Consider the following 22826-nt stretch of genomic DNA (forward strand, 5'->3'; position numbering starts at 1 on the left):
CGCGCAAGGCCGGCGGCGCGACCGGGGCGGCGGTGTCGATGCGCCCGAGCGCGCGCTCCAGCGCCCGACGCACCAGCACCAGGCTGCGGGCATCGCCGCCCTCGTTGGTCCAGCCCAGCGCCGGCAGCTGCGACTTCAGCGCGCGGCCGATCTGGCGCACGCGCGCCAGGCTCGGGTCCAGGCCGAGGTTGCCCAGCACGCCGCCGTCGAGCGCCACCGACGCTTCCTTGGGCGCGGCCTGCAGCTGGGCGGCCAACCGGCCGGCGGCATCGGCGATGAAGGTGCCGGCGATGAAGCGCGGATCGCCCGACAGCACCGGCGCCGGGAGGTCGCCGACCGCGGGATCGCCGCCCTCGTAGCGCCGCGCCTCGGCCAGGCGCGCGCTGAACAGCGCGGCCGGCAGGCCGCGGTTGTGCGAGAGCTCGCGCACCAGCGCCTGGAACCAGGGCATCGCTTCGCCGTCCGGAACCGTGCAAAGCCCGACGGCACCGGCGTGGTAGCGCGCCGCGAGCACGTCGATGCCGGCCTTCGCGCGGGCCGCATCCTCGCCACCGCCCCCGAGAAGCAGCATGGCGTCCGCGACCGTGCGGGCCCCCGGGACCGTGGCGAGGGCGTCATCGAGGCCACCGCGGCGGACCAGCAGGTCGACGATGCGGTCGTCGTCGCCCACCGGTTCGACGCGGAACAGCTCGCCGTAGCGGGCGCCCTGGAGCATGAGCAGCAGCCCCGCGTCCTCGCGCGGCACGCCGATCCGCAGCGGCCATTCCCACAGGCTGGCGCCGGGCGCCGCCAATTCGAACCAGACGTCGGAAACCCCCGGCACCGCGGCGAGATGCGCGGCCAGTGCCGCCGGCGACACGCTGCGCGCCGCGCCGGAGACCGCCACCGAGCGCGGGCCCGCGGCCACCAGCCGTTGCCACCAGCCCGGAATCCCCGCCAGCACGCGCGCGCGCACCGGCGGCAAGTCCAGCATCGCCGCGATGCGCTTCGCGCCCGGCAGCGCCACCGCCAGCGCCAGCGCGGCGGCGGCGCGATCAAGGGCCTTGGCCAGCGCGGCCTCGTCGGAACGGCCCTCCAGCAGCGCCTGCAGCGCGCGCGGCACGGCGCCCGCCACCAGCACGAAGCGCGCTTGCTGCACGTCATCCAGGGCGGCCAACGCTGTACCGAAGTAGTCGAACCGCATGCCCATCCCCTGCGCCGTCGTACCCGGAGTTACGAGGCGTGGCCCCGACACAGGCCACGCCCGGCGCAAGCCGCCAAGGTGCCGCAATTGAAGTTCTTTCCGAATCAGTCGGTTGCCGCATGACGAGGTAAGGATCACTAACCGCCGACACCCCGCATGCGGCGCCGGAAGGCCTGTTTCCAGCAGTGATCGCGTTGGCAGAGGTGGTTCCCGATGGAGGCCCTGCCATGCGCCCGGTCCTGCCGCTCGCCGGCCTGCTTGCCCTGCTGCTTGCCGCGCCCGCGTTCGCCCAGCCCGCGTCTTCGCGCCTGGTGGTGCGCGAGACGCTGCCCCTGCCCGTCAACCTTCGCGTGGCGGATGCCGATGGCGCCGCCGCGATCGAAGCGCAGCGCATCGCCCTCGAGGCGGCCCGAACCGACGCCGAGCTGCAGCGCCGGGTGCTGCTGCACCAGCGCAGGATCGGCACGCTCACGGACGCGCAGTACCGCGAAGGCATGTCGGGCTACGACCGCGCCATCGACGGCTACCGCAAGCTTCGCCCGGGCCAGCGCGAGCGGCCCGGCGGCGCCGAGGCCGCGGCGCTGGAAAAACAGATCGTCGATTTCACCGCCGCCAGCGACGGCCTGGGCGCGCCATCGGTGCTGGCCGAGGTCGACACGGTGCGCGGCGATCGCGGCGAAGTGCGGCTGCCGGCCGACGCACTCAAATCGACGCTGGACGCGCGGCTGCAGCAGGCGCGCGCCGAGCTTCCCGACGATGACCGACACGCGCCGGCCCGGGCCTACCTGGATGGCCTGGCCCGCCGCGCCGATGAGCAGCTTCCGGCCCTGGCGGATGCACGCGGCACCGTGGCGCTGGCCGATACGCTGGAGATCATGGAAGAGGTGCAGGTCGCCTACACGATGTCCATGGAGTCCTGGCCGATCACGCTGCGCGTGCGCTCGATCCCGGAGCAGGCCATCGTCGAGCTGCGCGCCCTGGCCTCGGCACCGCTGGCATTCACCACCGACACCCAGCGCGAGATCATCCGCGGCTTCTTCGACTACACGGTCCGCAAGGCCGGCTACAAGACCATCGAAGGCAAGGACCTGAACCTGGTGTGGGCCGAAGGCCTGTTCACCTGCCAGCTCGTGCCGGAAGACTCGCCGCAGGATCCCCTGCCCTGCAACATCGAATGAGGTCGCCGCGATGAACGAACCCGTCCTGCCCGCTCCTCCGCCCGCCACCCGGCGCTGGCTGTCCGCGCTGCTGGCGCTGGCAGTCACGGTGCCGCTGTCGATGGCGCCCTTGCTCGGCACCCTCGATATCCCGGGCTTCAAGGCGCTGCTGTCGCTGTTCCCGCGCGGGCTGCAGGACACCGCGCTGCCGCTGGCCTCGCTGGCGATGGCGCTGGTGGCGGTGAGCGTGCAGTTCTTCTCGCGCGACCGCTTCAGCGGCCGCAAGCTCACGCGCGCGTTCGTGGGGCTGGTGGCGGCGCTGTTCCTGCTGCTGTTGCTGCTGGCGTGGAAGCACAACCAGACCGTGGTGGCGATGAAGGTCGGCCCCACCGGCGAGACCGCCAGCTTCGTGGTGGCGGCGCAGCGCAGCGCCAGCTGCCCGTGCCCCGCCGGCAGTGGTGACGCCGAGTGCATCCAGCGCCTGGGCCTGGACGGCTCGCGCCTGCCGGTCTGCTGGGACGAACGGGAGGTGCGCGGCAACAGCTTCGTGCTGCTGTTGCTCTACGTGCTGCTGATGTCGGGGCTGGGTGCGCTGGTCGGGCTGGGGGTGATGGCGCGGACGCAGCCGAAGCCGCGCCCGCGCCGCGCGCGCGCTCAGTAGCCGCGGGCGATGTCCACCACGTTCAGCAGCGGCTCGCCGGCGGCGTAGCGGCGCAGGTTTTCGGTGACCAGCAGCCACAGCCGCGCGTCCTCGCGGTCGGAATCACCGGCGATGTGCGGGGTGATGATCACGTTGTCCATCGCCCACAGCGGATGGTCGGACGGCAGCGGCTCGGGGTCGGTCACGTCCAGCCCGGCGCCGCCGAGCTGGCCGCTGCGCAGCGCCGCCACCAGGTCGTCCTGCACCACGCTGCGGCCGCGGGCGATGTTGATGAAGTAGCCGCCGGGCTTCATCGCCGCGAAGAAGCGCGCATCGAAGATGCCCGTGGTGGCCGGCGTGATCGGCGCGGCGTTCACCACCACGTCGGCCTCGGCGGCCAGCGCCAGCAGCTCATCGGGCAGGCCGACGCGGGCGACGTAGTCCGGGCCCTCGCGGCTGGAGTTGCGGGTGGCGATCACGCGCATGCCCAGGGCGTGGCCGCGCCAGGCCACTTCGGTGCCGATGCCGCCCAGGCCGACCACCAGCAGGGTGCGGCCCTTGAGCTCACGCGCCCGGCCGAAGCCGCTCCGGTTCCATTCGCCGGCCTGCTGGAAGCGCCCGTACTGCGGCAGGCCGCGGGCCAGCGACATCATCATCGCGATGGCGTGCTCGGCGATGGGCGGGCCGCTGGTGCGCTGGCTGTTGGTCAACAGCAGGCCGCGCTCGGCCAGGCCGGGCACCGCGACGCAGCGCTCGACGCCCACCGGATAGGACTGGAACCAGTGCAGGCGCGGCGCCGCCAGCAGCGCCGGATCGCAGGCGCCGAAGACCGCAGTGGCAGTGGCGAGCTGCTTGGCCAAGCCGGTCGGGTCGTCGCTGGCGGCGACGATGGCGGCGGCCGGCGCGGCGCGCCGCAGCGCCTCCAGGCGTTCCGCGTCGGCGCGCAGGACCAGGACGCGGGGCGCGGCGGACCAGCCCGGCAGGTCGCGCGAAGCGACCGGGCCTTCGCGCAGGCCCAGCTCCTGGATCATCGCCACGGCCGCCGGGTCTGGCGCGGGGGGCCTGGCGTGGGTGGCGCTGCCCAGCAGCGAAGTCAGCAGGACAAGGCAAGCGGCGAACGGGACGTGGGTGGACATGGATTTCCCCTGGTGGTTTTCCGGCCGGGCCGCCGGCTGGGAGCAGCGTACTCCCCCGGCATCGCGATGACCCCATCCGGGGCTACGCGCTACGATGGCGGCCCGCCCATCAAGGCCCCGCGAACGCGCATGGACCCCATCCTTTCGATCCGCGGCATCGGCAAGACCTATGCCTCGGGCCACGTCGCGCTCAAGTCCGTCGACCTGGACATCCACCGCGGCGAGATCTTCGCCCTGCTCGGCCCCAACGGCGCCGGCAAGACCACGCTGATCAGCATCATCTGCGGCATCGTCAACGCCAGCCGGGGCAGCGTGCTGGCCGATGGCCACGACATCGTCGGCGAGTTCCGCCAGGCCCGCGCCAAGATCGGCCTGGTGCCGCAGGAGCTGAGTACGGGTGCCTTCGAGACCGTGTGGGCCACGGTGCGCCTGAGCCGCGGCCTGTTCGGCAAGCCGCGCGACGATGCGCACCTGGAGAAGGTGCTGCGCTCGCTCAGCCTGTGGGACAAGAAGGACAGCAAGATCATGGCGCTCTCGGGCGGCATGAAGCGGCGGGTGCTGATCGCCAAGGCGCTGGCGCACGAGCCGCGCATCCTGTTCCTGGACGAACCCACCGCCGGCGTCGACGTCGAACTGCGCCGCGACATGTGGGCGCTGGTGCGCGGCCTGCGCGACCAGGGCGTCACCATCATCCTCACCACGCACTACATCGAGGAGGCCGAGGAGATGGCCGACCGCATCGGCGTCATCAACCACGGCGAGCTGGTGGTGGTGGAGGACAAGCACGTGCTGATGCGCAAGCTGGGCAAGAAGCAGCTGGCGCTGCAGCTGCAGCAGCCGCTGGAGGCCATCCCCGCGGAGCTGGCGGGCTTGCCCCTGGAGCTGTCGGCCGACGGCCTCACGCTCACCTACACCTTCGACGTGCAGGGCGAACGCACCGGCATCGCCACCCTGCTTCGCAAGCTGGCCGACCACGGCATCGACTTCCGCGACCTGCATTCAAGCGAGAGTTCGCTCGAGGAGATCTTCGTGAACCTGGTGTCGAACGGCAACAAGGCGGGCAACGCATGAACTGGCATGCCGTGAAGGCCATCTTCGGCTTCGAGATGGCGCGCACCTTCCGCACCCTGGGCGAGTCGATCATCTCGCCGGTGCTGACCACCTCGCTGTACTTCATCGTCTTCGGCGCCGCCATCGGCGCGCGCATGGGCGAGGTGGGCGGCGTGAGCTACGGCGCCTTCATCATCCCGGGCCTGATCATGCTGTCGCTGCTGAACGAGTCGATCAGCAACGCAGCCTTCGGCATCTACATGCCCAAGTGGTCGGGCACGATCTACGAGGTGCTGTCGGCGCCGGTGGGCTGGGGCGAGGCGGTGCTGGGCTACGTGGGCGCGGCGGCCACCAAGTCGGTGATGCTGGGCCTGCTGATCCTGGTGACGGCGCGCTTCTTCGTGGACTACGACATCGCCCATCCGCTGGCGATGGCGCTGTTCCTCGTGCTCACCGCGCTGAGCTTCAGCCTGTTCGGCTTCATCATCGGGCTGTGGGCCACCGATTTCCAGAAGCTGCAGATCATCCCGCTGATGGTGATGACGCCGCTGACCTTCCTGGGCGGTGCCTTCTACTCGATCGACATGCTGCCGCCGTTCTGGCAGAAGGTCGCCCTGTTCAATCCGGTGGTCTACCTGATCAGCGGCTTCCGCTGGAGTTTCTTCGGGCAGTCGGACGTGAACGTGGTGGTGAGCTTCGGCGCCATCTGCGGCTTCCTGTCGCTCTGCCTGCTGGCGGTGTGGTGGATTTTCCGCACCGGGTGGCGGCTCAAGAACTGATCGGCGCCGCCGATTGCAAGTCGGCGGCCGCTGGCTTACAAGGAGGCATCATCGAAACCGGGGGTTGGGGATGCGTCACGCGACGCCGATTGCCTTGCTGGCCGCGCTGTGCGGCGTGACCCAGGCCCAGGCCCAGGCGCCCGCGGCCGAGAAGTTGGCCGTGGCCTATTGCCAACCGGGCCAGGGCTGCGACGTCTGCCCCACCAACTACACGCACAAACAGGCGATCGACCTCGGCGTCGTCCGCGAGTACCACGATGGCGGCAGCCTGGTGGTCTGGCGCGAAGCCGCCGCCAAATGGCGCAGCGAAAGCGTCGCCCGGGCCACGAAGGAGGGCCTGGTGCAGCAGTTCGGCGCCACCGGCGCCGAGGGCGGCGTCACCTTCCACGCCAACTGCGCGGCGCGGCCACCCCTGCCAGGCGCCATCCAGCCGCGCGAGGGCGAGTGGCAGGTCACCTCCGAGGCCAGCCCGATGGACGGCTGTGCCGCCCCGATCCGCCAGCTGGCCGAGGGTGCCACCGGGACGATGCGCGACCGGATGCGGTTTCCCCGGCCATTCCTCGGCGAAATCCCCTCGGTGACCCCCGGGATGATCCAGACCGGGCCAAACCAGTTCGAAGGGATTGCGGTCGAGGGCGCGGTACACGCCTGGCTCTACCTGGTGGTGCGCAGCGAGGACGAAGTCCTGGTCTCGATGTCGCTGGTCGAGAACGGCGAGATCGACCCGGCCTGCGACGCCCGCGTGCAGCAGACGTTCAAGCGCGTGGGCGACTGACCTTCACGCAGCCGGAAACCCGGGCATTGCTACCCTCGGGGCTGATTCGCGCCCGGGAACCGCCATGGCTCGCCTCACTATCCTGCTGCTGCTCGCGGCCACGCTGTGCTCGGCCCCTGCCTTCGCCGCCGTGCCGGTGCGCGTCGTGGTGCCCGGGGCCGCCACCTTCGGTGAACAGTTCCAGCTCACCGGCACGCTGACCGCCGACCGCGCCGCGGCGCTGTCGCCGCGCGTGGATGGCCTGGTGCGCGAGACGCGAGTCGATGCCGGCGCACGGGTCAAGCAGGGCCAGGTGCTGGTGCAGCTCGACGACGCGGTCGCCAGGCACGCGCTGGCGCGCAGCCGCGCCCAGTCGGCCGAGGCGGCGGCCAGCGCGGCGGAAGCCGGGCGCCTGCTCGCGGAAGGCCGCCGGCTGGCCGCGGACAAGTTCATCCCCAGCAGCCAGGTCGGCACGCTGGAAGCGCGCCTGCAGCAGGCGCAGGCGGCGCTGGCCTCGGCCCGGGCGGCCGAACGCGAGCAGCAGGAGCTGGTCAACCGCCACGCCATCCCCGCGCCCTTCGCCGGCGTCGTCGCCGCGCGCCACGCCGAGCCCGGCGAATGGGTGCAGCGTGGCGACAACGTGCTCGACCTGGTGGCCACCGACCGCGTGCGCCTGGACGTGCAGGTGCCGCAGGAGCGCTACGCGGCGCTGGCCGGCGAGGCCAAGGTGGAAGTGATGCCGGACGCGCTCGACGGTGTCGCCCTGCCCGCCCGCATCGAGGCGCGCGTGCCGGTGACCGACCCGACCGCGCGCACCTTCCTGCTGCGCCTGCGCGTGGACGATCCCGACGGCCGCCTGCTGCCAGGCACCTCGGCGCGTGCGCGGGTCTCGCTGCCGGCCACCGAGCCGGCGCTGGCGGTGCCGCGCGACGCGCTGCTGCGCCAGCCCGACGGCGGCTACAGCCTGTTCGTCGCGCTGCAGGAAGGCGACGGCTGGATCGCGCGCCAGCGCACGGTGAAGGTGCTGCGCGACCGCGGGAGCCTCGTCGCGATCGCCGAGGGCCTGGAGGCCGGCGAGCGGGTGGTCGTGCGCGGCAACGAGGCCCTGCGCGACGGCCAGCCGGTCCGGCCCGAGGGGCAGTAAGCCATGGGCTTCGAGACGCTGCTGCGCCACGGCACCCTGATCGCCGTCTCGGTGCTCGTGCTGTGCATCCTGGGCACGGCGGCGGCGCTGCGGGTGCCGGTGCAGATGATCCCCGACCTGGAGGTGCGCACGATCACCGTGCAGACCCGCTGGGCCGGCGCGACGCCGCAGGACGTGGAGCAGGAGATCCTGCTAGAGCAGGAGCAGTACCTGCGCACCCTGCCCAACCTGCGCCGCATGGTGTCCAGCGCCTCCACCGGCTCGGCCAGCATCGAGCTGGAGTTCCCGTTCGGCGTGGACATCAACGAGGCGCTGATCCGCACCTCGAACGCGCTCAGCCAGGTCTCGAACTATCCGGAGAACGTGGACCAGCCCAGCCTGTCCACCAGTTCGTTCTCCGACAACGCCTTCATGTACTTCCGCATCGGTGCGCGCGCCGACAGTCCGATCGAACTCGACCTGGACATGATGCGCGACTACGTGGAGGACTTCGTGCGCCCGCGGATGGAGCGCGTGGAAGGCGTGGCGCTGGTGCAGGTGGGCGGCGGCAGCGAGCGGCAGGTCCGCATCGAAGTGGATCCGTCGCGGCTGGCCGAGCGCGGCCTGACCCTGGCGCAGGTGCGCGACGCCGTGCGCGCACGCAACCGCGACACCTCCGGCGGCGACCTCGACGCCGGCAAGCGCCGCTACCTGCTGCGCACCGTGGGCCGCGTGCGCGACGTGGCGGCCCTGGAGGACCTGGTGGTCGCCAGCCGCGGCGACGCGCTGGTGCGGGTGCGCGACATCGCCAGCGTCCAGCTCGACCACTTCGAGCGTCGGGAACTGAGCTTCAACAACGGCAAGCCGGCGCTGAGCCTGTCGGTGCGGCGCGAGCCCGGCTCGAACGTGATCGCCATCAAGCGCGCCATGCTGCCGGCCGTGGACGGGATCAACCGCGACCTGCTGGCGCCGCTCGGACTGGAGCTGGTGCTGAGCAGCGACGACGCGCGCTACGTCGAAGACTCGGTCGCCAACGTCTGGACCAACCTCGCGCTGGGCGCGCTGCTGGCGACGCTGGTGATGTTCGCCTTCCTGCGCTCGCGGCCGCAGACGCTGACCGGCGTCATCGCCATCCCGATCTCCACCATCGCCGCCTTCGTCGGCCTGCTGGTGGCGGGCCGCACGCTGAACGTGATCTCGCTGGCCGGCGTGGCGTTCGCGATCGGCATGACGGTGGACAACACCATCGTCGTGCTTGAAAGCATCGACCAGGCGCGGCGCCGCGGCCTGGGCCGCATGGAAGCCGCCATCGCCGGCGTGCGCCGGGTGTGGCCGGCGGTGCTGGCCTCGACGCTGACGACGGTGATGGTGTTCGCGCCGATCCTGTTCATCGTCGAGGAAGCCGGCCAGCTTTATTCCGACATCGCGATCGCGATCTCGGCCTCGATCCTGGCCTCGCTGGCGGTGGCGGTGACGGTCGTGCCGGCGTTGGCCGGTCGCCTGGCCTTCGGCCTGCAGGACCAGGCACAGGTGCCGGGGCAGGCGCTGTTCGACCGCATCGGTGCGCGGGTCGAATGGCTGTGCGACACCGGGCGGCGGCGCGTGCAGGTGCTGGCGGGCACGGTGCTGTTCTGCGGCGGCGCGCTGTGGTGGCTGACGCCGCCGGCCGAGTACCTGCCCGAAGGCGAGGAGCCCAAGACCTTCGCGCGCATGATCGCGCCGCCGGGCTACAACCTGGCCGAAATGGAGGGTATCGCCCGCGAGCTGATGGCCGAGCTGGGCCCGCACGTGCAGGCCGACCCGGCCGCGTTCGAAGCCGGCGACACCGACATGCCGCCGCTGGCCTACTACAACCTGTCGGCCAGCCCCGGCGGGCTGCGCATCATCGCCGAGCCGGTGGACCCGGCCAACATCGAGGCGACGATGGACGCGCTCGACCGGCGCTTCCTCGCCTACCCCGGCATGCGCGCCTTCGCCTCGCGCGGCTCGATCATCTCCAGCAACGACGGCGGCTCGCGCAGCATCAACCTCGACATTTCCGGCGTCGAGCTCACCGACCTGTACGCGGTGGCCGGGCGCGCCTACGCCCGCGCGGAGCAGCTGTTCCCGGATGCGCGCATCGGCTCCGACCCGTCCAGCCTGACCTTGGACCAACCGCTGGTGGAACTGCACCCGCGCTGGGAGCGCCTGGCCGAGGTGGGCTACGACGCCGCGGGCTTCGGCTTCGCGGTGGCGGCGCTGAGCGACGGCGCCTACGTGGATGAGATCATCCTGGGCGACGACAAGGTCGACATCTACCTGTTCGGCGGCAGCGGCACCCAGCAGCTCGATGCGCTGAGGGAGCTGCCGGTGGCCACGCCCTCGGGCGCGGTGCTGCCGCTGTCGGCGCTGGCCGACCTGCGGGAGAGCGCCGACACCGACACCATCCGCCGCCTGGACGGCCGCCGCACGGTGACGCTGAACATCGTTCCGCCGCGCGGCGTCGCGCTCGAGACCGGCGTGCAGCGCGTGCGCGACGAGCTGCTCGAGCCCATGCGCCGCGCCGGCGAGATCCCGCCGGAAGTGGCGGTGGAGATCAGCGGGGCCAGCGACCAGCTCGAGGCGACGCGCGAGGCGGTGTCGGGCAACTTCGCCATCGCCCTGCTGCTGTGCTACCTGCTGCTGGTGGCGATCTTCCGGCACTGGGGCCGGCCGCTGTTCGTGCTGGCCACGGTGCCGCTGGGCATCGCCGGCGGCATCATCGGGCTGGCCGTGCTGAACCTGTTCGTGGCCCAGCCCTTCGACATGATCACGCTGCTGGGCTTCCTGGTGCTGCTGGGCACCGTGGTCAACAACCCGATCCTGATCGTGGACGAGGCCTACCAGCGCGTGGCCGAGGGCGCGGCCTCGGCGGCGGAGGCGGTGGCGGGCGCGGTGCAGTCGCGCCTGCGGCCGATCCTGATGTCGACCACGACCACGCTGTTCGGCCTGGCGCCGCTGGTGCTGATTCCCGGCGCGGGCACCGAGCTCTACCGCGGGCTGGGCGCGATCGTGCTGTTCGGCCTGGCGTTCTCGACGCTGGTCACGTTGACCTTCCTGCCCTGCCTGCTGGTGGCGGTGCTGGGCCGGCAGGCGCGCGCCGGCTGAGTCAGGTGCCGCAGAACGTGCGGGTGACGCGCTCGTCCAGCGCCGGCGGCGCCATGAAGGGCGCCTGCCCGGGGCCGTCGTCGAACGGGCGCCGCACCGCCGCGAGCAGGGCGTTGAAGGGTGCGAGGTCGCCCTCGGCCGCGGAAGACAGCGCCGCTTCGACGAGATGGTTGCGCGGGATGACGGCGGGGTTCGCCGCGTCCATCGCGGCGATGCGTGCGGCCGGATCGCCGGACTCCCGCGCCAGCCGCTCGCGCCAGCGCGCCAGCCACGCGTCCATGCCGGGCGATTTCGGCAGCCCGGCAGCGTCGTCGCGCGCCGCGTTCGACAGCGCCCGGTAGGACAGCGTGTAGTCGGCCTCCACGGCCTGCAGCGCTTCGAGGAAGTCCTGGGCCAGCGACTCGTCGCCCGCGTCTTCCGTCGCCAGCCCCAGCTTGCGCCGCTGCCCCGCGAGCCAGTGCGCGCGATACGCCGGCGCGAAACCTTCGATCGCGGCGCGCGCCATCGCCACCGCCTGCTCGCCGTCTTCGTGCAGCAGCGGCAGCAGGCACTCGGCGAGGCGCGCCAGGTTCCACTGCGCGATGCCGGGCTGGTTGCCGTAGGCGTAGCGGCCGCGGCGGTCGATGGAACTGAAGGTCTTGGCCGGGTGGTACTCATCAAGGAAGGCGCAGGGGCCGTAGTCGATGGTCTCGCCGGAGACGGCCATGTTGTCGGTGTTCATCACGCCGTGCACGAAGCCGACCTGCAGCCAGGCCGACACCAGCCTCGCCTGCGCCTGCACCACGGCTTCGAGCAGGGCCAGCGGCGGGTTGGCGTGGCCGGCCAGCGCGGGGTAATGGCGCGCGATGACGAAGTCCACCAGCGTGCGCACGGCGGCGTGGTCCTCGCGCGCGGCGAAGAACTGGAAGGTGCCCACGCGCACGTGGCTGGCCGCGATGCGCGTAAGCACCGCGCCCGGCAGGGCACCGTCGCGGAACACCGCTTCGCCGGTCGCCACCGCCGTGAGCGCACGCGTGGTGGGCACGCCCAGCGCGTGCATCGCCTCGCTGACCAGGAACTCGCGCAGCACCGGGCCGATCGCGGCGCGGCCGTCCCCGTTGCGTGAGTAGGGCGTGGGGCCGGCGCCCTTGAGCTGCACGTCGAAGCGCCGGCCCCGCGGGTCGGTCACTTCGCCCAGCAGGATCGCGCGGCCGTCGCCCAACTGCGGCACGAAGTTGCCGAACTGGTGGCCGGCGTAGGCCATCGCGATCGGGCGCGCCTGCGCGGGCGGCGCATTGCCGGAGAACACCGCCGCGGCGCGTGCCTCCAGGGCCGGGTCGAGGCCGAGCGCATCGGCCAGCGCCGTGTTCCAGGCCAGCAGCCGCGGCGCAGCCACCGGCGTCGGTTCAACGGCCGACCAGAAGGCCAGCGGCAGGGCGGCGTAGCTGTGCTGGAAATCCATGGCCAGATCAGGGCTTGGCGGGCAGTCGCACCTTGGGCGCGTCCACGAACGGCCGGATGCCGAACTCGGGGTAGATCTCGGCCGGGTAGTAGACGACGCCGTCCTTCACCACCGCGCGGATGCGCTTGATCTCGCGCAGGTCGCGGGTCGGGTCGCCGGGCACCAGGAAGAAATCCGCCAGCTTGCCGCGCGCGATCGAGCCGGTGGACTGGTCCTGGCCGAGGTACTTCGCCATGTCCCAGGTGGCCAGCTTCAGCACTTCGGCCGGCGTGTAGCCCAGCTGGCCGAACAGCTCGAGCTCGCGGTGGAAGTTGAACGAGCCGCCGAGGTCGGTGCCCGGCACGAGCAGCACGCCGCGGGCCTTCATCTGGCGCAGCGTGTCCATGATCTTGCCGTAGGCCAGGCGGTAGGCCTCGGCGTCGCCGGGCGCCGACATGTCGGACCAGGCGCGCTTGCTGTCGCGCTGCACGCCCACCGGCAGGTTGTCGATCACGTCCACCGAACCCGCCGGCACCTGGCCGTCCTGGTTGAGCAGCAGGTTCTCGTGGATGGCGATGGTGGGTTCGACCGCGACGCCCTTGGCGACGATGTTGTCGAGCGTCTTCTGCACCGGGCCCGAATCCAGGTCCAGCGTGGCCAGGCGCTTGAGCGCGGTCAGGCGCAGCAGGGTGCGGGTGTCTTCCTCCGGCGCCAGCACCCAGCCCAGCATGATCTGGTTGATGTGGGTGAGCTCGTCGTAGCCCGCGTCCACCATGGCATCGGCGTTGGAGAACGCCGGCACGTGGCCGGCCACGCGCAGGCCCAGCCGGTGCGCCTCGGCCGCGGCGGCCTTGGACCACTCGGGCTTCATGCTGTTGTAGAGCTTGACCTGGTGGAAGCCGCGCGCCGCGTAGAAGCGCACCGCTTCCAGCGCCTCGGCCTCGCTGGACACCAGGTAGCCGTTGTTGGAGTTGAACGGGCTGCGGCCCTCGATGAAGCCGCTGCGGTGCACGCGCGGGCCGGCGATGCGGCCGGATTCGATGCTGGCCACCAGGTCGTCGAGCACGGCGTTGTTGTTGCCCATGTCGCGCACGGTGGTGACGCCCGCGGCGATGTTCAGGATGGCGCCGCCCTGGCTCGTGTGCGAATGCATTTCGTGCAGGCCGGCGACCAGGGTGCCGCCCTCGCCGTCGATGCGCACTTCGCCCGGCGAAGGCTTGGCGTCGAGCGGCTGGATGCCGGCGATGTGGCGGCCGTGCACCACCACGCTGACGCGGTCGGAGAGCGCCAGCGTGGCCGGGTCGAACACGCGCACGTCGTGGAAGCGGACCGGCGCGCCGTAGCGATGCGCGGTGCGCGCCTGCAGCGCGACCAGGCGGGCCTCGCCGAGGTCGGCGGCCAGCTTGCGCAGGCGGGCTTCCTCGGCCTCGTAGCCCTTGCGCACCACCACGTTGCCGGGCGAAACGACGGCGAACATCCCGCCGCGTTCGTCCAGCAGCACGTACTCGGGGTTGAGCTCGAGGCCGGACACGGCGTAGGTGCGCACGGTGATGCGGTCCTTGCCGGCGCCCACCTGCAGCGGCTCGCCCGGGTCGAGGCTCACTTCGCCGGCGGGCAGGGCCGCGATGCGGCGGTCGGCGTCGTCTAGCAGCACGCGCGCGTACAGGCCCAGCGACCAGGGGCTGGCCGACTGGCCGATGTAGAGCGCCGGCGCCGACAGCGCCTGCCGGCCCGGGCCCACGGCGTCCTTCCAGGCGGCCTGGCCGTCCGCGAGCGCGAACGACTCGTCCACTTTGCTGCCGAAGGTGGTGCTGCCGGTGATCGTCCAGGCCACGGGCAGGCCGTCGGCGCCCAGCGTGAGCTGCTCGGTGATGGTGGGGCCGCGGCCGTTGTTCTTGACGTCGTAGTCGATCGCAACGCGATCGCCCTCGCGGGTGGCGACCAGGTGGCCGACGGTGTTGCCGCCGGTGATCACGGTGTAGTGCTCGGCCTGGCCGGCGGCGAGGGCCGCATTCGACAGCAGGCAAAGGGCGGCGACGGCGACGGTCCAGCGCATGGCGTGCTTCCTGTTTCCCCGGGGAGGCCGCCACTGTCGGTCATGCGGGGCGGCGGTTCAAGCCGGGCGCGCGGCGCGAAGAAACGAAGCGGCCAGGGAATAAACCGCCCCCTTCGCTCGTAAGTCTGGGTCAGGAGACCGCGGATTGGCCGCGGCCGGCGATCCCCAAGATCGCCCAGCAGAAGGAGGTGCCCATGAAATCCACAGCCCTTGCCAGCGGGCTCGCCCTGCTACTGACCGCCGGACAGGCGCTCGCCGAGGACGCATTCACGCTGTCGGCTGGCGTCCACCACAGCCGCGGCGATTACGGAACCGATCGCGACACCGAGATCACCACCGTGCCGGTGACCGCCAGCTACGACACCGACCGCTGGCGTTTCCGCGCCAGCCTGCCCTGGACGCGCGTCTCGGGCGATCCGAATGTGCTGCCGGGCACCGGACCGGTCCTCAACCTCAATCCGCTGGGGCGCGGCCGCATCGGCCTGCCGCTGGATCCGGAGGAAGGCGACGTCGGCCGCACCGGCGGCAGCGCGTCCGGCGTCGGCGACCTGGGCCTGCGCGTCGGCTACGCGCTGGCGGCCAGCGGCCCGGTGCGGGCCGAGCTCAGCGCGACCGCCAAGGTCGCCACGGCGGACGAGGACAAGGGCCTGGGCACCGGCGCCAACGACTACGGCGTCGCGCTCGACCTGGCCGGCGAGCTCGGCGCCACCACCGTGTTCGGCGGCGTGAACTACACGCGGCTGGGCAACTCGGACTTCATCGATGCCCGGGACGTACTCGGGTTCAACGTCGGCGCGGGCTGGCAAGCCGGTCCGGGCCAGCTCGGCCTGGCCTACGACTTCCGCGAATCCGCCGCCACCGGCTTCGACGACCGCCGCGAAGTGACCGGCTACTACCAGCTCGACACCCGCCGCGGTAATCCGTTCCAGGTTTACGTTTCGGCGGGCATCGGCGACGGCAGCCCCAACTGGGGCAGCGGCGTGAGCTACGGCTGGACCTTCTAGCGGAACCACGCGAAAGCCTCCAGCGGCTTGCGCTGGATGTCGGGCACCCGGCAGCCCGGCGCCGGGTGCCCGACCACGAGCAGCAGGTAGGGCACCTCGTTGCGCGGGCGCTCGAGCAGTTCGTTGAGGAAGGCCATCGGGCTGGGCGTATGCGTGAGCGTGGCCAGGCCCGCCTGGTGCAGCGCGGCGATCAGCATCCCGCAGGCGATGCCGGTGGATTCGTGCGGGTAGTAGCGCTTGGCCTTGTGGCCATCGATCTCCGGGCCGGTGCGCTCGTAGAAGACGGCGATCAGCCAGGGCGCGATCTCGAGGAAAGGCTTCTGCGCGTCGGTGCCCAGCGGCGCCAGCGCGTCGAGCCATTCCCCGGGCGCGCGCCGTTCGTAGAACTCGCGCTCTTCGGCCTCGGCGGCGAGGCGGATGCGCTGCTTCAGCGCCGGGTCCGACACGGCCACGAACGACCACGGCTGCTGGTTCGCACCGCTGGGCGCGCTGCCCGCGGCGCGCAGGCAGGCTTCGATCACTTCGCGCGGCACCGGCGTCGGCGCGAAGTCGCGTACGGTGCGGCGACGGGACATCGTGTCGGCGAAGGCCTGCGCGCGCGCCAGTCGCTCGGCGTCGTCGTAGGCCGGGGGCGGCGGTAGCGGTCGGGTCTGGGCGTCGGTCATGGCGATCCGGGGGGCGTGCGCATAGGCCCTTTGTAAGTCGCCGCGCGCCGGACTGGCAATCCGGCGGCCCCGCCCCGGCCACTGCGCGGCACGCCGCCGGGATGGGTGTTGATCTCGAACAGCCACGGGCCGTCCGGACCCCGGTGGAAGTCGAAGCCCAGCAAGCCGCCGGGCGAACCGTGATCGACGTGCGCGATGCCGGCCGACCGTTCGCGCACCGCGCGGCGATGGGGTTCCGTGACCGCCACGCGCTCGATCGATTCGATCTGCGCCGTCATCGCCCGCACCTGTCCCGCTCCCGGTTTGGAATCGGCGCCAGTATGCCAGCGCGTGTCGTCCGGCGAGCTTCCATGGACCGGCGTATCAGCGGGGCGACGGTCTCGGGCCGGCGGGACCGTCGGCGCGCTCATCGCGGAAGGGCGCAGCGAGGAAAGGCACCAGCATCGGCACGCGCTGGCGGTAAGCCAGGTAGCGATCCCCCAGCTGGCGCGCGAGGTCGCGCTCCTCGAAGCGGATGGCGACCAGGATGTAAGCGGTCAACGCCCCCGCGAACAGCGCATGACCCACCGTCATCGTGGGCCCACCCCACAGCGCGAGGATGAAACCGAGGTACAGCGGGTGGCGCACGAGGCGGTAAAAGAGGGGCGTTACGAACTGATGTTCGCGGTCGGCGCGACCCACGAACTGCTGCCAGACCTGGCGCAGCCCAAACAGGTCGAAATGGTCGATCAGGAAGGTCGACAACAGCACCAGCCCGAACCCGCCCGCGAAGACCGCCCAGCCGACGCCCTGCCCCAGCGGCGTCTCGGCCGACCACAGCAGCTCCGGCAACGGCCGCCACTGCCAGAACAACAGCATCAGCATCAGGCTCGCCATCAGCACGTACACACTGCGCTCGGCCGGAGCCGGCAGGTGCTGTTTCAGCCAGGCCTTGAAGCCGGACCTCGCCATCACGCTGTGCTGCAGGCCAAACGCCAGCACCAGGCCAAGGTTGACCAACACCGCGACGACGACGGGGCTGGATTGACCCCCGAGGTCCACCGAGTGCGGCACCAGCGCCGGAAGCCCGGGCAGCCAGTCCGCAAGCGCGGTGGCCTGCAGGTTGCCGGTGAAAGCGATCAGGTAGAGGAACGTGGCGAAGAAGACCCCGTAGCTCAACAGACCGAACAGCAGGATGGCGCTTCGTTTCATGGCGAGGATCCCGGGGAGCGGTGACCCCCAAGCTACTGCGACCATCGCGCGCCGACCATGGGGCGGCTGACCCGGATCAGCGGCCGGCCGAGCAGCGCCCCGGGACATTTGTCCCGGTTGTCAGGGCCCGCCATCCGCCGCTGACCCACGCACTATGGCCTGCGCGCGGCTACCGACGCCCAACTTCCGGTAGAGGTTGGAGAGGTGGTTACGGACAGTCTTTTCGCTGATCGAAAGCCTGCGGCCGATCTCGGCATTGCCCAGCCCCGTGCAAAGCAGGCGCAGCAGCTCGCGCTCGCGCCGGCTGAGCCCGGCCTCGCCGGGGGCGGGGCGTTCGCCGGGAAGGATGCCCGCGAAGTCCAGCACGGCCCGCTGGAACATCCCCCACGCCGGCTCGTGCTCCAGCAAAACGTGGTTGCGCGACTCGAGTTCCACGAACTCGGCGTCGGGGATCTGTGCGGCCAGGCGTCTGCCTTCGTCGAAGGGAACCACTTCGTCGTTCCGCGCGTGGATGACCAGCGTCGGCACCCTCACTTGGGGCAGCAGCTCGCTAATGTCGGTGAAGGCGCGGACCGACAGCAGCTTCACGGCCATTTCCGGCGAGCAGGTCTTGCGACACAGCTCGCTGTACCAGTCGAGCTGCTCGTGCGTGCCCCCCGGCAGGAAACGCGCCGTGAACGCCTGTCGGAAGACCGGGTTGTCGCTGCCCCAGCCCAGGCGAACCATTTCCGACACGGCGCGGTAGTGCTGGGCATCGCGATCGCCGCGCCTCGCCCAGCCGCGCGCGTAGCTTCCGTACAAGACCAATCCCGACACGCGATCAGGATGCTTGATGGCGTAACGAATCGCCGCGGCGCCGCCTTGGGAAATACCCAGCAGCGTGAGCGGCGGTCGCGGCTTCGCGGCTTCGATCACGGCCTCCAGGTCGGACAACCAGTGCGATTCCTCCACGTCGGCCACGTCGCGGTCGGACAGCCCGCAGCCGCGCTCATCGAAGCGAAGCAAGTCGAAGTGGTCGGTGAAGAACCGCAGCCAGTGCCGCCAGACCGGGCTTTCCACGTCATCGCGGAGGTGCGTCATCCAGTTCGCGGCCTTCACCATCGCCGGACCACGACCAGCGCGCGTCCAGGCCAGGTGGACACCGTTCGGGGTTCGCACGAGGTGGATGGGATGGCGCATCGGGCAGGACGGCAGGGTGGGTCAGCGAAGGGTAACGCCAGAAGCCGGCGACCCCGGCCTCGGGGCGCGATGGCCGACCAGGGTAGGGCCGACTGTGCCGCCGCCTAGCGGTGCTGGTCGAGCAGGATCGGATTGCCGTCGGGATCGACCACGATGCAGTGGCCGCGCCCGGTGGTGGATTCATCCACTTCCTTCACCGGCGTGATGCCGCGGGCCTTGAGCTGGCGCTGAAGTTCGCGCACGTCGGTGAAGGGGTCGATGTCCTGGCCGTTGTTGTCCCAGCCCGGGTTGAAGCAGAGCATGTTCTTCTCGAACATGCCCTGGAACAGGCCGATCACGGTGTCGCCGTTCTTCAGGATCATCCAGCCGTGCTGGGACTGGTCGTGGAAAGCGGTGAAGCCCAGGGCCTCGTAGAACTTGCGCGAAGCGTGGATGTCCTTGACCGCAAGGCTGACCGAGAAATTGCCGAGGTTCATTGCCGTCCTCCAGGGCCGCCACGCGGCCATCGTTGCCAGGAACGGGGTCAGGTTAAGTTCCTGACCCCACCATTTATTTTCCCGGGTGCGTGCCGTCGATGACCCACGCGCGCAGCTTGGCCAGCGCTGCGGACTCGGCCTCCGGCCCGAAGCGGCAGTGGCCGTTGCCCACGGGCGGGAGTTCGAAGACCTGCTCGCCGCGACCCGCGTTACGCGCGAGGTTGAGGTAGCGCGAGGACGTCTTCGAAGGAATTATTTCGTCGGTTTCATTGGCCATCAGCACCACCGGCCGCGCGGTCGCGCCGGTCAGGCGCAGGCGCGCGTTGGCATAGGCGACGGCCGCCGGGTCGCCGGCGTAGCGGCGCACGCCGGCGTTCACCGCCGCGTCGTCGCCGAAGCCGCTGTAGGTCACCTTCGTGTTGTCCACCGGCACGCCGCCGGCACGCTCGGCCAATTCGTTCAGCACGGCGAAGCGCAGCATCAGGCCGCCGGCCATGCCCTCGCGCGGGATGCCGAAGGCCTGGCCGAAGCGCGCGGCAAAGGCTTCATCGGCGACCAGCGCCGCTTCGATCTTCTGCGCATCGGGCCAGCGCGGCGTGCCCGCATCAAACAGGCCGCCGGGCGACAGCACGCCCGGATGCCGGTGCGCGAACACCGCCAGTGCGCCCAGCACCGGACCACTGAAGAGTTCCTCGGCCGGCGCGTTGGCGCCGCACAGCGCCAGGCCGCCGTCGTAGGCCGCGCCATGCGTTTCCAGCGTGCCCAGCACGATGTGCGCGCCCATCGAGTGGCCCATGGCCCAGGTGCGCCAGGGCTGGCCGAGCAGGCCCGCCACGTGCTTGCGCATGGCCTCACTGTCGGCCAGCGCTTCGGCCACCGACCAGCCGCGGGCGGAGTAATCGGACTGTGCGATCGCGAAGCCCTGCGCCAGCAGCCAGTCCTCGTAGCCGTTGCGCGGCATCACTTCGGGGATGGGCTGCTCCTGCGGGGCGTAGCCGTGGAAATAGACCACCAGCTCGCCATTCCACTGCTCGGGCACATCGAGCCGCCACGGCGCACCAGCAATCGTGCCGGTGTGCTCGCTGGGCTGCACGATGGCGGGCTTCGACGCCGGCGCGGCCACCGCGGGCTCGGGCGGCGGGGACGAGGCGCAGGCGGCCAGGGCCAGGAGCAAGCCAAGGGATAGCAAGCGCATGCATGGGCTCCGGTTCGGTTTCGCCGGAGTGTGCCAGCTTTCACCCGACCGGCGAAGCCGTCGTGCCGTTCTCCGCGGGAGCGGGCAGAGGACATCGGCCCGCCCTGGAAATTGCGGACGCCATGCGCCCCCGATACGCTCGGGACATGCGGCTTCTCAAGACCCTGCTGATCGTAGTGGCCGCCCTGGCCTGCGTGCCGGTGCTCAATCTGCTCGGCGGCGCCGTGGCCGGCGCGCTCGGCCTGCCGTCCGGCGGCGCGGTGCGGCTGGCCTGGGACCTGGGCTGGCTGTTGCTGTCGGCGTTCGTGACCGTCTGGCTGCCTGCACGCTGGTCGCCGCATTGGCCGCGCGGACTGGCGGTCGGCCTGGCCGGCTTTTGGATCGGGGCAGCCGCCTGGGCCGCCTGGAACATGGGATCCGATTTCCCAGCGTGGTTTATCGCGGCCGTGCTGATCGGGCTGCCGGTGGTCGCGGGCGCCGCCGCGTGGCTGGGCGGTAGCCGCCGAACGCGTTAAGCGGCTACGTCGACGTACTCGACCCGGACCGTCGGCGACGGAATGGAGTCGCCATCCTCGCGCATGCCCGCCAAGTGAAGCGCAATCGCTTCGCGAATCCGCCTCTGGACGACTTCCACCGACTTGCCGGTGGCGACGCAGCCGGGCAGATCAGGCACCCAGGCACCAAAGTTGTTCTCGGACTGCTCGATGACGATGGCGTATCGCATGGGGTTCATTTCCGGAGTCCTGCCTGGCGAAGGATGCTCTTGTGCAAATCGTGTAGCAAGTCGTCGCTCCGGTGGCCATTGACGGTTACACGCCCGGGCTTGCTCGGATGGCGGAACTGGCGATGGCTGCCTTTCTGGCTGACCTGAACCCAGCCGTCTCTCTTGAGCAACTCGAGAATGTCGCGAATCTTTGGTGGCATGGGGCGGCTCCACACGGAACCGCCCTACCTTCATTCGTGGCAAACCATGCCGGAATCAGGATTCAGCGCGAGCGTGGGTCAGCCATCACGCCGCGCGCAGCAGCGCCACCTTCGGGAAATCCACCGGCACGTCCAGCGCCACGTTGACGTAGTTGGTGAACAGGTTGAGCGCGATGTGCGCCAGCAGCTCGACAATGCCTTCGTCGTCGAACCCGGCGTTGCGCAGGGCCTGCACGTCGTCGGCGCCGACGTTGGCGCGGTGTTCGACCACCTTCAGCGCGAAGGCGAGCGCGGCGGCGGTCTGCGGGTCATCGCTGTGGCCGGACTGGGCGGCGGCCATCGCCTCGGCGCTGGCACCGGCCTTGCGGCCGAGCGCGGTGTGCGCGGCCAAGCAGTACTCGCAGCCGTTGCGGTTGGCGATGGCCACCGCGACCTGCTCGCCCAGCTTGGCCGGCAGCGTGCCGCCGCCGAGCGCGCCGAAGGCGGACCACATCTGCTGCAGGGCGGCGGGCGAGTTGGCCACGGCGCGGAACATGTTCGGGGTGGCGCCGAACGCCCCCTGCACCTGGGCCAGCAGCGGCTGGCTGGCGGCGGGGGCGGTGGCGGCGGTGTGCAGAGGGACGCGGGACATGGGGTGACTCCTGATGGGGTAGCGCCGATTGCGCCAACACAGGATCGGGCCTAGGCTCGGCTTCTTGGTGACGAATCGTCCCGATTAATTGATGGAGCGTCCGAAATGGCCGTCGACCGCCTGCAGGGCCTGCTGAGCCGCTTTTCGGTCAGCGCCCGCCTCTTCCACAGCGGGCCGCTGTGCGGCATCAACGATTTCGCCGACAACGGAATGGGGCAATTGCACCTGGTGCGGCGCGGCCCGCTAGAGGTACACCACGCCGGCGAAGTAGTGCCCATCACCGAACCCAGCCTGCTGTTCTACCCGCGCCCCCTGGCGCACCGCTTCGTCAGCGACGCCACCGTGGGCGCCGACATGGCCTGCGCCAACCTCGCCTTCGGCGGCGCGGTGTCGGCCAGCGTGGGCGGCGGCGTCCCCCACCCGATCGCCCGCGCCCTGCCCCGCTTTGTCGGCCTGCCGCTGGCTGCCCTGCCCGGCGCCGCGCCGGTGCTCGAGCTGCTGTTCGACGAAGCGTTCGCGCAGCGCTGCGGCCGGCAGATCGTGGTGGACCGCCTGTTCGACGCGGTGGTCGTGCTGTTGTTGCGCCATTTGCTCGACAGCGGGCAACTCACCGAAGGCCCGCTGGCGGGGCTGGGGCATCCGCAGCTGGCGAAGGCGCTGGTGGCGATGCACGACGATCCCGCTACGGCGTGGACGCTGGAGACGCTGGCCTCGCGCGCCGGGATGTCGCGCAGTCGGTTCGCTGAGGTTTTTTCTCAGGTGGTCGGCGAGACGCCTGCGGCTTACCTGGCGCAGTATCGGATTACGTTGGCGCAGCAGGGGTTGTTGCGGGGCGAGGGCCTGGAACGAATCGCGCAACAGGTGGGGTACGGGAGTGCTGCGGCGCTGTCGCGTTCGTTCAGTGCAGTGTGTGGTGTCTCACCGAGGGCATGGCGATTGACCCAAGAACTACGGCCGGGCGAATGATGTCAGCGCAGACCATACATACGGACGATTCGCCCGATTACGACCCGAAGCGGGGTTCTACCCCGTTTCCACGGACGGTTTGGTTAAGGTCTGAAACTCCCGATCGCGCCGGGCAACTCTACGACGCATTCTCGGGTTGTGGGACCGCTCGAGGTAGCCGAATACGTCGGC

Annotated in this window: 23 protein-coding genes; 10 read left to right on the top strand and 13 right to left on the bottom strand. The window is 70.9% G+C overall.

Annotation, left to right across the window (positions count from 1 at the left end; translation table 11 throughout):
- Window positions 1–1183, bottom strand: a 1183-nt coding sequence (locus Q0C12_RS10460; protein ID WP_290889971.1) for a hypothetical protein, incomplete at its 3' end; no start/stop codon positions are given.
- Between the two features lie 227 nt (window positions 1184–1410).
- On the opposite strand from Q0C12_RS10460, the gene Q0C12_RS10465 reads away from it, so the two are divergent.
- Together Q0C12_RS10465 and Q0C12_RS10470 are read left to right on the top strand one after the other, a co-directional pair.
- A complete protein-coding gene (locus tag Q0C12_RS10465) occupies window positions 1411–2361 on the top strand; it encodes a hypothetical protein (RefSeq protein ID WP_290889973.1) in 951 nt (316 codons plus the stop codon).
- Window positions 2362–2371: 10 nt separating this feature from the next.
- Complete coding sequence (locus tag Q0C12_RS10470; protein ID WP_290889976.1) at window positions 2372–3001, top strand: hypothetical protein; 630 nt, start codon at window positions 2372–2374, stop codon at window positions 2999–3001.
- Here the strand turns inward: Q0C12_RS10470 and Q0C12_RS10475 are convergent.
- The gene (locus Q0C12_RS10475) at window positions 2995–4116 is read right to left on the bottom strand and encodes a D-2-hydroxyacid dehydrogenase (protein WP_290889979.1); all 1122 of its coding nucleotides are present in this window, start codon (window positions 4114–4116) and stop codon (window positions 2995–2997) included. The genes Q0C12_RS10470 and Q0C12_RS10475 overlap by 7 nt on opposite strands.
- Before the next feature lie 129 nt (window positions 4117–4245).
- Here Q0C12_RS10475 and Q0C12_RS10480 point away from each other — a divergent pair, with 129 nt between their 5' ends.
- The 5 genes from Q0C12_RS10480 to Q0C12_RS10500 all read left to right on the top strand — a co-directional run bounded on the left by Q0C12_RS10480 (window position 4246) and on the right by Q0C12_RS10500 (window position 10948).
- A complete protein-coding gene (locus tag Q0C12_RS10480) occupies window positions 4246–5187 on the top strand; it encodes an ABC transporter ATP-binding protein (protein ID WP_290889981.1) in 942 nt (313 codons plus the stop codon).
- Window positions 5184–5945, top strand: a complete 762-nt coding sequence (locus tag Q0C12_RS10485; protein WP_290889984.1) for an ABC transporter permease — start codon at window positions 5184–5186, stop codon at window positions 5943–5945. Before Q0C12_RS10480 ends, Q0C12_RS10485 begins: the two co-directional genes overlap by 4 nt.
- Before the next feature lie 70 nt (window positions 5946–6015).
- On the top strand, window positions 6016–6720 hold the full coding sequence (locus Q0C12_RS10490; RefSeq protein ID WP_290889987.1) for a hypothetical protein: 705 nt from the start codon (window positions 6016–6018) through the stop codon (window positions 6718–6720).
- Between the two features lie 64 nt (window positions 6721–6784).
- On the top strand, window positions 6785–7843 hold the full coding sequence (locus Q0C12_RS10495) for an efflux RND transporter periplasmic adaptor subunit (RefSeq protein ID WP_290889990.1): 1059 nt from the start codon (window positions 6785–6787) through the stop codon (window positions 7841–7843).
- Window positions 7844–7846: 3 nt separating this feature from the next.
- Window positions 7847–10948, top strand: a complete 3102-nt coding sequence (locus tag Q0C12_RS10500) for an efflux RND transporter permease subunit (protein WP_290889993.1) — start codon at window positions 7847–7849, stop codon at window positions 10946–10948.
- 1 nt (window position 10949) lies between these two features.
- Here the strand turns inward: Q0C12_RS10500 and Q0C12_RS10505 are convergent, their stop codons facing one another.
- Together Q0C12_RS10505 and Q0C12_RS10510 are read right to left on the bottom strand one after the other, a co-directional pair.
- Window positions 10950–12389, bottom strand: coding sequence for a YdiU family protein (locus Q0C12_RS10505; RefSeq protein ID WP_290889996.1), 1440 nt, complete (start codon window positions 12387–12389; stop codon window positions 10950–10952).
- A 7-nt stretch (window positions 12390–12396) separates the two neighbouring features.
- The gene (locus tag Q0C12_RS10510; protein ID WP_290889999.1) at window positions 12397–14424 is read right to left on the bottom strand and encodes an amidohydrolase family protein; all 2028 of its coding nucleotides are present in this window, start codon (window positions 14422–14424) and stop codon (window positions 12397–12399) included.
- 194 nt (window positions 14425–14618) lie between these two features.
- Here Q0C12_RS10510 and Q0C12_RS10515 point away from each other — a divergent pair, with 194 nt between their 5' ends.
- Window positions 14619–15428, top strand: coding sequence for a transporter (locus Q0C12_RS10515; RefSeq protein WP_290890002.1), 810 nt, complete (start codon window positions 14619–14621; stop codon window positions 15426–15428).
- Here the strand turns inward: Q0C12_RS10515 and Q0C12_RS10520 are convergent.
- The 6 genes from Q0C12_RS10520 to Q0C12_RS10545 form a co-directional block, all read right to left on the bottom strand.
- Entirely contained in the window at window positions 15425–16093 is a 669-nt protein-coding gene (locus tag Q0C12_RS10520; protein ID WP_290890004.1) for a nitroreductase family protein, read from the bottom strand. The two genes, Q0C12_RS10515 and Q0C12_RS10520, sit on opposite strands and share 4 nt — an antisense overlap.
- Window positions 16090–16371, bottom strand: a complete 282-nt coding sequence (locus Q0C12_RS10525) for a hypothetical protein (protein ID WP_290890007.1) — start codon at window positions 16369–16371, stop codon at window positions 16090–16092. Before Q0C12_RS10525 ends, Q0C12_RS10520 begins: the two co-directional genes overlap by 4 nt.
- 85 nt (window positions 16372–16456) lie before the next feature.
- Window positions 16457–17284 (bottom strand): methanethiol S-methyltransferase, encoded by an 828-nt coding sequence (mddA, locus tag Q0C12_RS10530; RefSeq protein WP_290890010.1) that lies wholly within the window; start codon window positions 17282–17284, stop codon window positions 16457–16459.
- 120 nt (window positions 17285–17404) lie between these two features.
- Entirely contained in the window at window positions 17405–18463 is a 1059-nt protein-coding gene (locus tag Q0C12_RS10535) for an alpha/beta fold hydrolase (protein WP_290890013.1), read from the bottom strand.
- Between the two features lie 104 nt (window positions 18464–18567).
- Window positions 18568–18939: a VOC family protein gene (locus Q0C12_RS10540; protein WP_290890016.1), complete on the bottom strand. Its 372-nt coding sequence runs from the start codon at window positions 18937–18939 to the stop codon at window positions 18568–18570.
- A gap of 73 nt (window positions 18940–19012) precedes the next feature.
- Window positions 19013–20134: a hypothetical protein gene (locus Q0C12_RS10545; protein ID WP_290890019.1), complete on the bottom strand. Its 1122-nt coding sequence runs from the start codon at window positions 20132–20134 to the stop codon at window positions 19013–19015.
- 146 nt (window positions 20135–20280) lie between these two features.
- On the opposite strand from Q0C12_RS10545, the gene Q0C12_RS10550 reads away from it, so the two are divergent.
- Entirely contained in the window at window positions 20281–20649 is a 369-nt protein-coding gene (locus Q0C12_RS10550; RefSeq protein ID WP_290890022.1) for a hypothetical protein, read from the top strand.
- Here Q0C12_RS10550 and Q0C12_RS10555 read toward each other — a convergent pair.
- The 3 genes from Q0C12_RS10555 to Q0C12_RS10565 all read right to left on the bottom strand — a co-directional run bounded on the left by Q0C12_RS10555 (window position 20646) and on the right by Q0C12_RS10565 (window position 21689).
- A complete protein-coding gene (locus tag Q0C12_RS10555) occupies window positions 20646–20858 on the bottom strand; it encodes a type II toxin-antitoxin system HicB family antitoxin (RefSeq protein ID WP_290890025.1) in 213 nt (70 codons plus the stop codon). The genes Q0C12_RS10550 and Q0C12_RS10555 overlap by 4 nt on opposite strands.
- 5 nt (window positions 20859–20863) lie before the next feature.
- Window positions 20864–21058 carry a type II toxin-antitoxin system HicA family toxin gene (locus tag Q0C12_RS10560; protein WP_290890028.1) on the bottom strand — a complete coding sequence of 65 codons (195 nt, stop codon included), beginning with the start codon at window positions 21056–21058 and terminating at the stop codon, window positions 20864–20866.
- 85 nt (window positions 21059–21143) lie between these two features.
- Window positions 21144–21689: a peroxidase-related enzyme gene (locus Q0C12_RS10565; protein ID WP_290890031.1), complete on the bottom strand. Its 546-nt coding sequence runs from the start codon at window positions 21687–21689 to the stop codon at window positions 21144–21146.
- Window positions 21690–21794: 105 nt separating this feature from the next.
- On the opposite strand from Q0C12_RS10565, the gene Q0C12_RS10570 reads away from it, so the two are divergent.
- Complete coding sequence (locus tag Q0C12_RS10570; protein ID WP_290890034.1) at window positions 21795–22655, top strand: AraC family transcriptional regulator; 861 nt, start codon at window positions 21795–21797, stop codon at window positions 22653–22655.
- The last annotated feature ends 171 nt before the right edge of the window (window positions 22656–22826 follow it).

It is taken from the genome of Arenimonas sp. (assembly GCF_022842045.1).
Lineage (GTDB): Bacteria > Pseudomonadota > Gammaproteobacteria > Xanthomonadales > Xanthomonadaceae > Arenimonas.

What these genes read in the sequence shown, in the direction of transcription:
- Q0C12_RS10480 (WP_290889981.1), top strand. Translation starts at nt 4,246, where the DNA reads ATGGACCCCATCCTTTCGATCCGCGGCATCGGCAAGACCTATGCCTCG.
- Q0C12_RS10540 (WP_290890016.1), bottom strand. Translation starts at nt 18,939, where the DNA reads ATGAACCTCGGCAATTTCTCGGTCAGCCTTGCGGTCAAGGACATCCAC.
- Q0C12_RS10485 (WP_290889984.1), top strand. Translation starts at nt 5,184, where the DNA reads ATGAACTGGCATGCCGTGAAGGCCATCTTCGGCTTCGAGATGGCGCGC.
- Q0C12_RS10505 (WP_290889996.1), bottom strand. Translation starts at nt 12,389, where the DNA reads ATGGATTTCCAGCACAGCTACGCCGCCCTGCCGCTGGCCTTCTGGTCG.
- Q0C12_RS10545 (WP_290890019.1), bottom strand. Translation starts at nt 20,134, where the DNA reads ATGCGCTTGCTATCCCTTGGCTTGCTCCTGGCCCTGGCCGCCTGCGCC.
- Q0C12_RS10550 (WP_290890022.1), top strand. Translation starts at nt 20,281, where the DNA reads ATGCGGCTTCTCAAGACCCTGCTGATCGTAGTGGCCGCCCTGGCCTGC.
- Q0C12_RS10560 (WP_290890028.1), bottom strand. Translation starts at nt 21,058, where the DNA reads ATGCCACCAAAGATTCGCGACATTCTCGAGTTGCTCAAGAGAGACGGC.
- Q0C12_RS10520 (WP_290890004.1), bottom strand. Translation starts at nt 16,093, where the DNA reads ATGACCGACGCCCAGACCCGACCGCTACCGCCGCCCCCGGCCTACGAC.
- Q0C12_RS10515 (WP_290890002.1), top strand. Translation starts at nt 14,619, where the DNA reads ATGAAATCCACAGCCCTTGCCAGCGGGCTCGCCCTGCTACTGACCGCC.
- Q0C12_RS10495 (WP_290889990.1), top strand. Translation starts at nt 6,785, where the DNA reads ATGGCTCGCCTCACTATCCTGCTGCTGCTCGCGGCCACGCTGTGCTCG.
- Q0C12_RS10555 (WP_290890025.1), bottom strand. Translation starts at nt 20,858, where the DNA reads ATGCGATACGCCATCGTCATCGAGCAGTCCGAGAACAACTTTGGTGCC.
- Q0C12_RS10510 (WP_290889999.1), bottom strand. Translation starts at nt 14,424, where the DNA reads ATGCGCTGGACCGTCGCCGTCGCCGCCCTTTGCCTGCTGTCGAATGCG.
- Q0C12_RS10475 (WP_290889979.1), bottom strand. Translation starts at nt 4,116, where the DNA reads ATGTCCACCCACGTCCCGTTCGCCGCTTGCCTTGTCCTGCTGACTTCG.
- Q0C12_RS10525 (WP_290890007.1), bottom strand. Translation starts at nt 16,371, where the DNA reads ATGACGGCGCAGATCGAATCGATCGAGCGCGTGGCGGTCACGGAACCC.
- Q0C12_RS10570 (WP_290890034.1), top strand. Translation starts at nt 21,795, where the DNA reads ATGGCCGTCGACCGCCTGCAGGGCCTGCTGAGCCGCTTTTCGGTCAGC.
- Q0C12_RS10490 (WP_290889987.1), top strand. Translation starts at nt 6,016, where the DNA reads ATGCGTCACGCGACGCCGATTGCCTTGCTGGCCGCGCTGTGCGGCGTG.
- Q0C12_RS10565 (WP_290890031.1), bottom strand. Translation starts at nt 21,689, where the DNA reads ATGTCCCGCGTCCCTCTGCACACCGCCGCCACCGCCCCCGCCGCCAGC.
- Q0C12_RS10470 (WP_290889976.1), top strand. Translation starts at nt 2,372, where the DNA reads ATGAACGAACCCGTCCTGCCCGCTCCTCCGCCCGCCACCCGGCGCTGG.
- Q0C12_RS10465 (WP_290889973.1), top strand. Translation starts at nt 1,411, where the DNA reads ATGCGCCCGGTCCTGCCGCTCGCCGGCCTGCTTGCCCTGCTGCTTGCC.
- Q0C12_RS10535 (WP_290890013.1), bottom strand. Translation starts at nt 18,463, where the DNA reads ATGCGCCATCCCATCCACCTCGTGCGAACCCCGAACGGTGTCCACCTG.
- mddA (WP_290890010.1), bottom strand. Translation starts at nt 17,284, where the DNA reads ATGAAACGAAGCGCCATCCTGCTGTTCGGTCTGTTGAGCTACGGGGTC.
- Q0C12_RS10500 (WP_290889993.1), top strand. Translation starts at nt 7,847, where the DNA reads ATGGGCTTCGAGACGCTGCTGCGCCACGGCACCCTGATCGCCGTCTCG.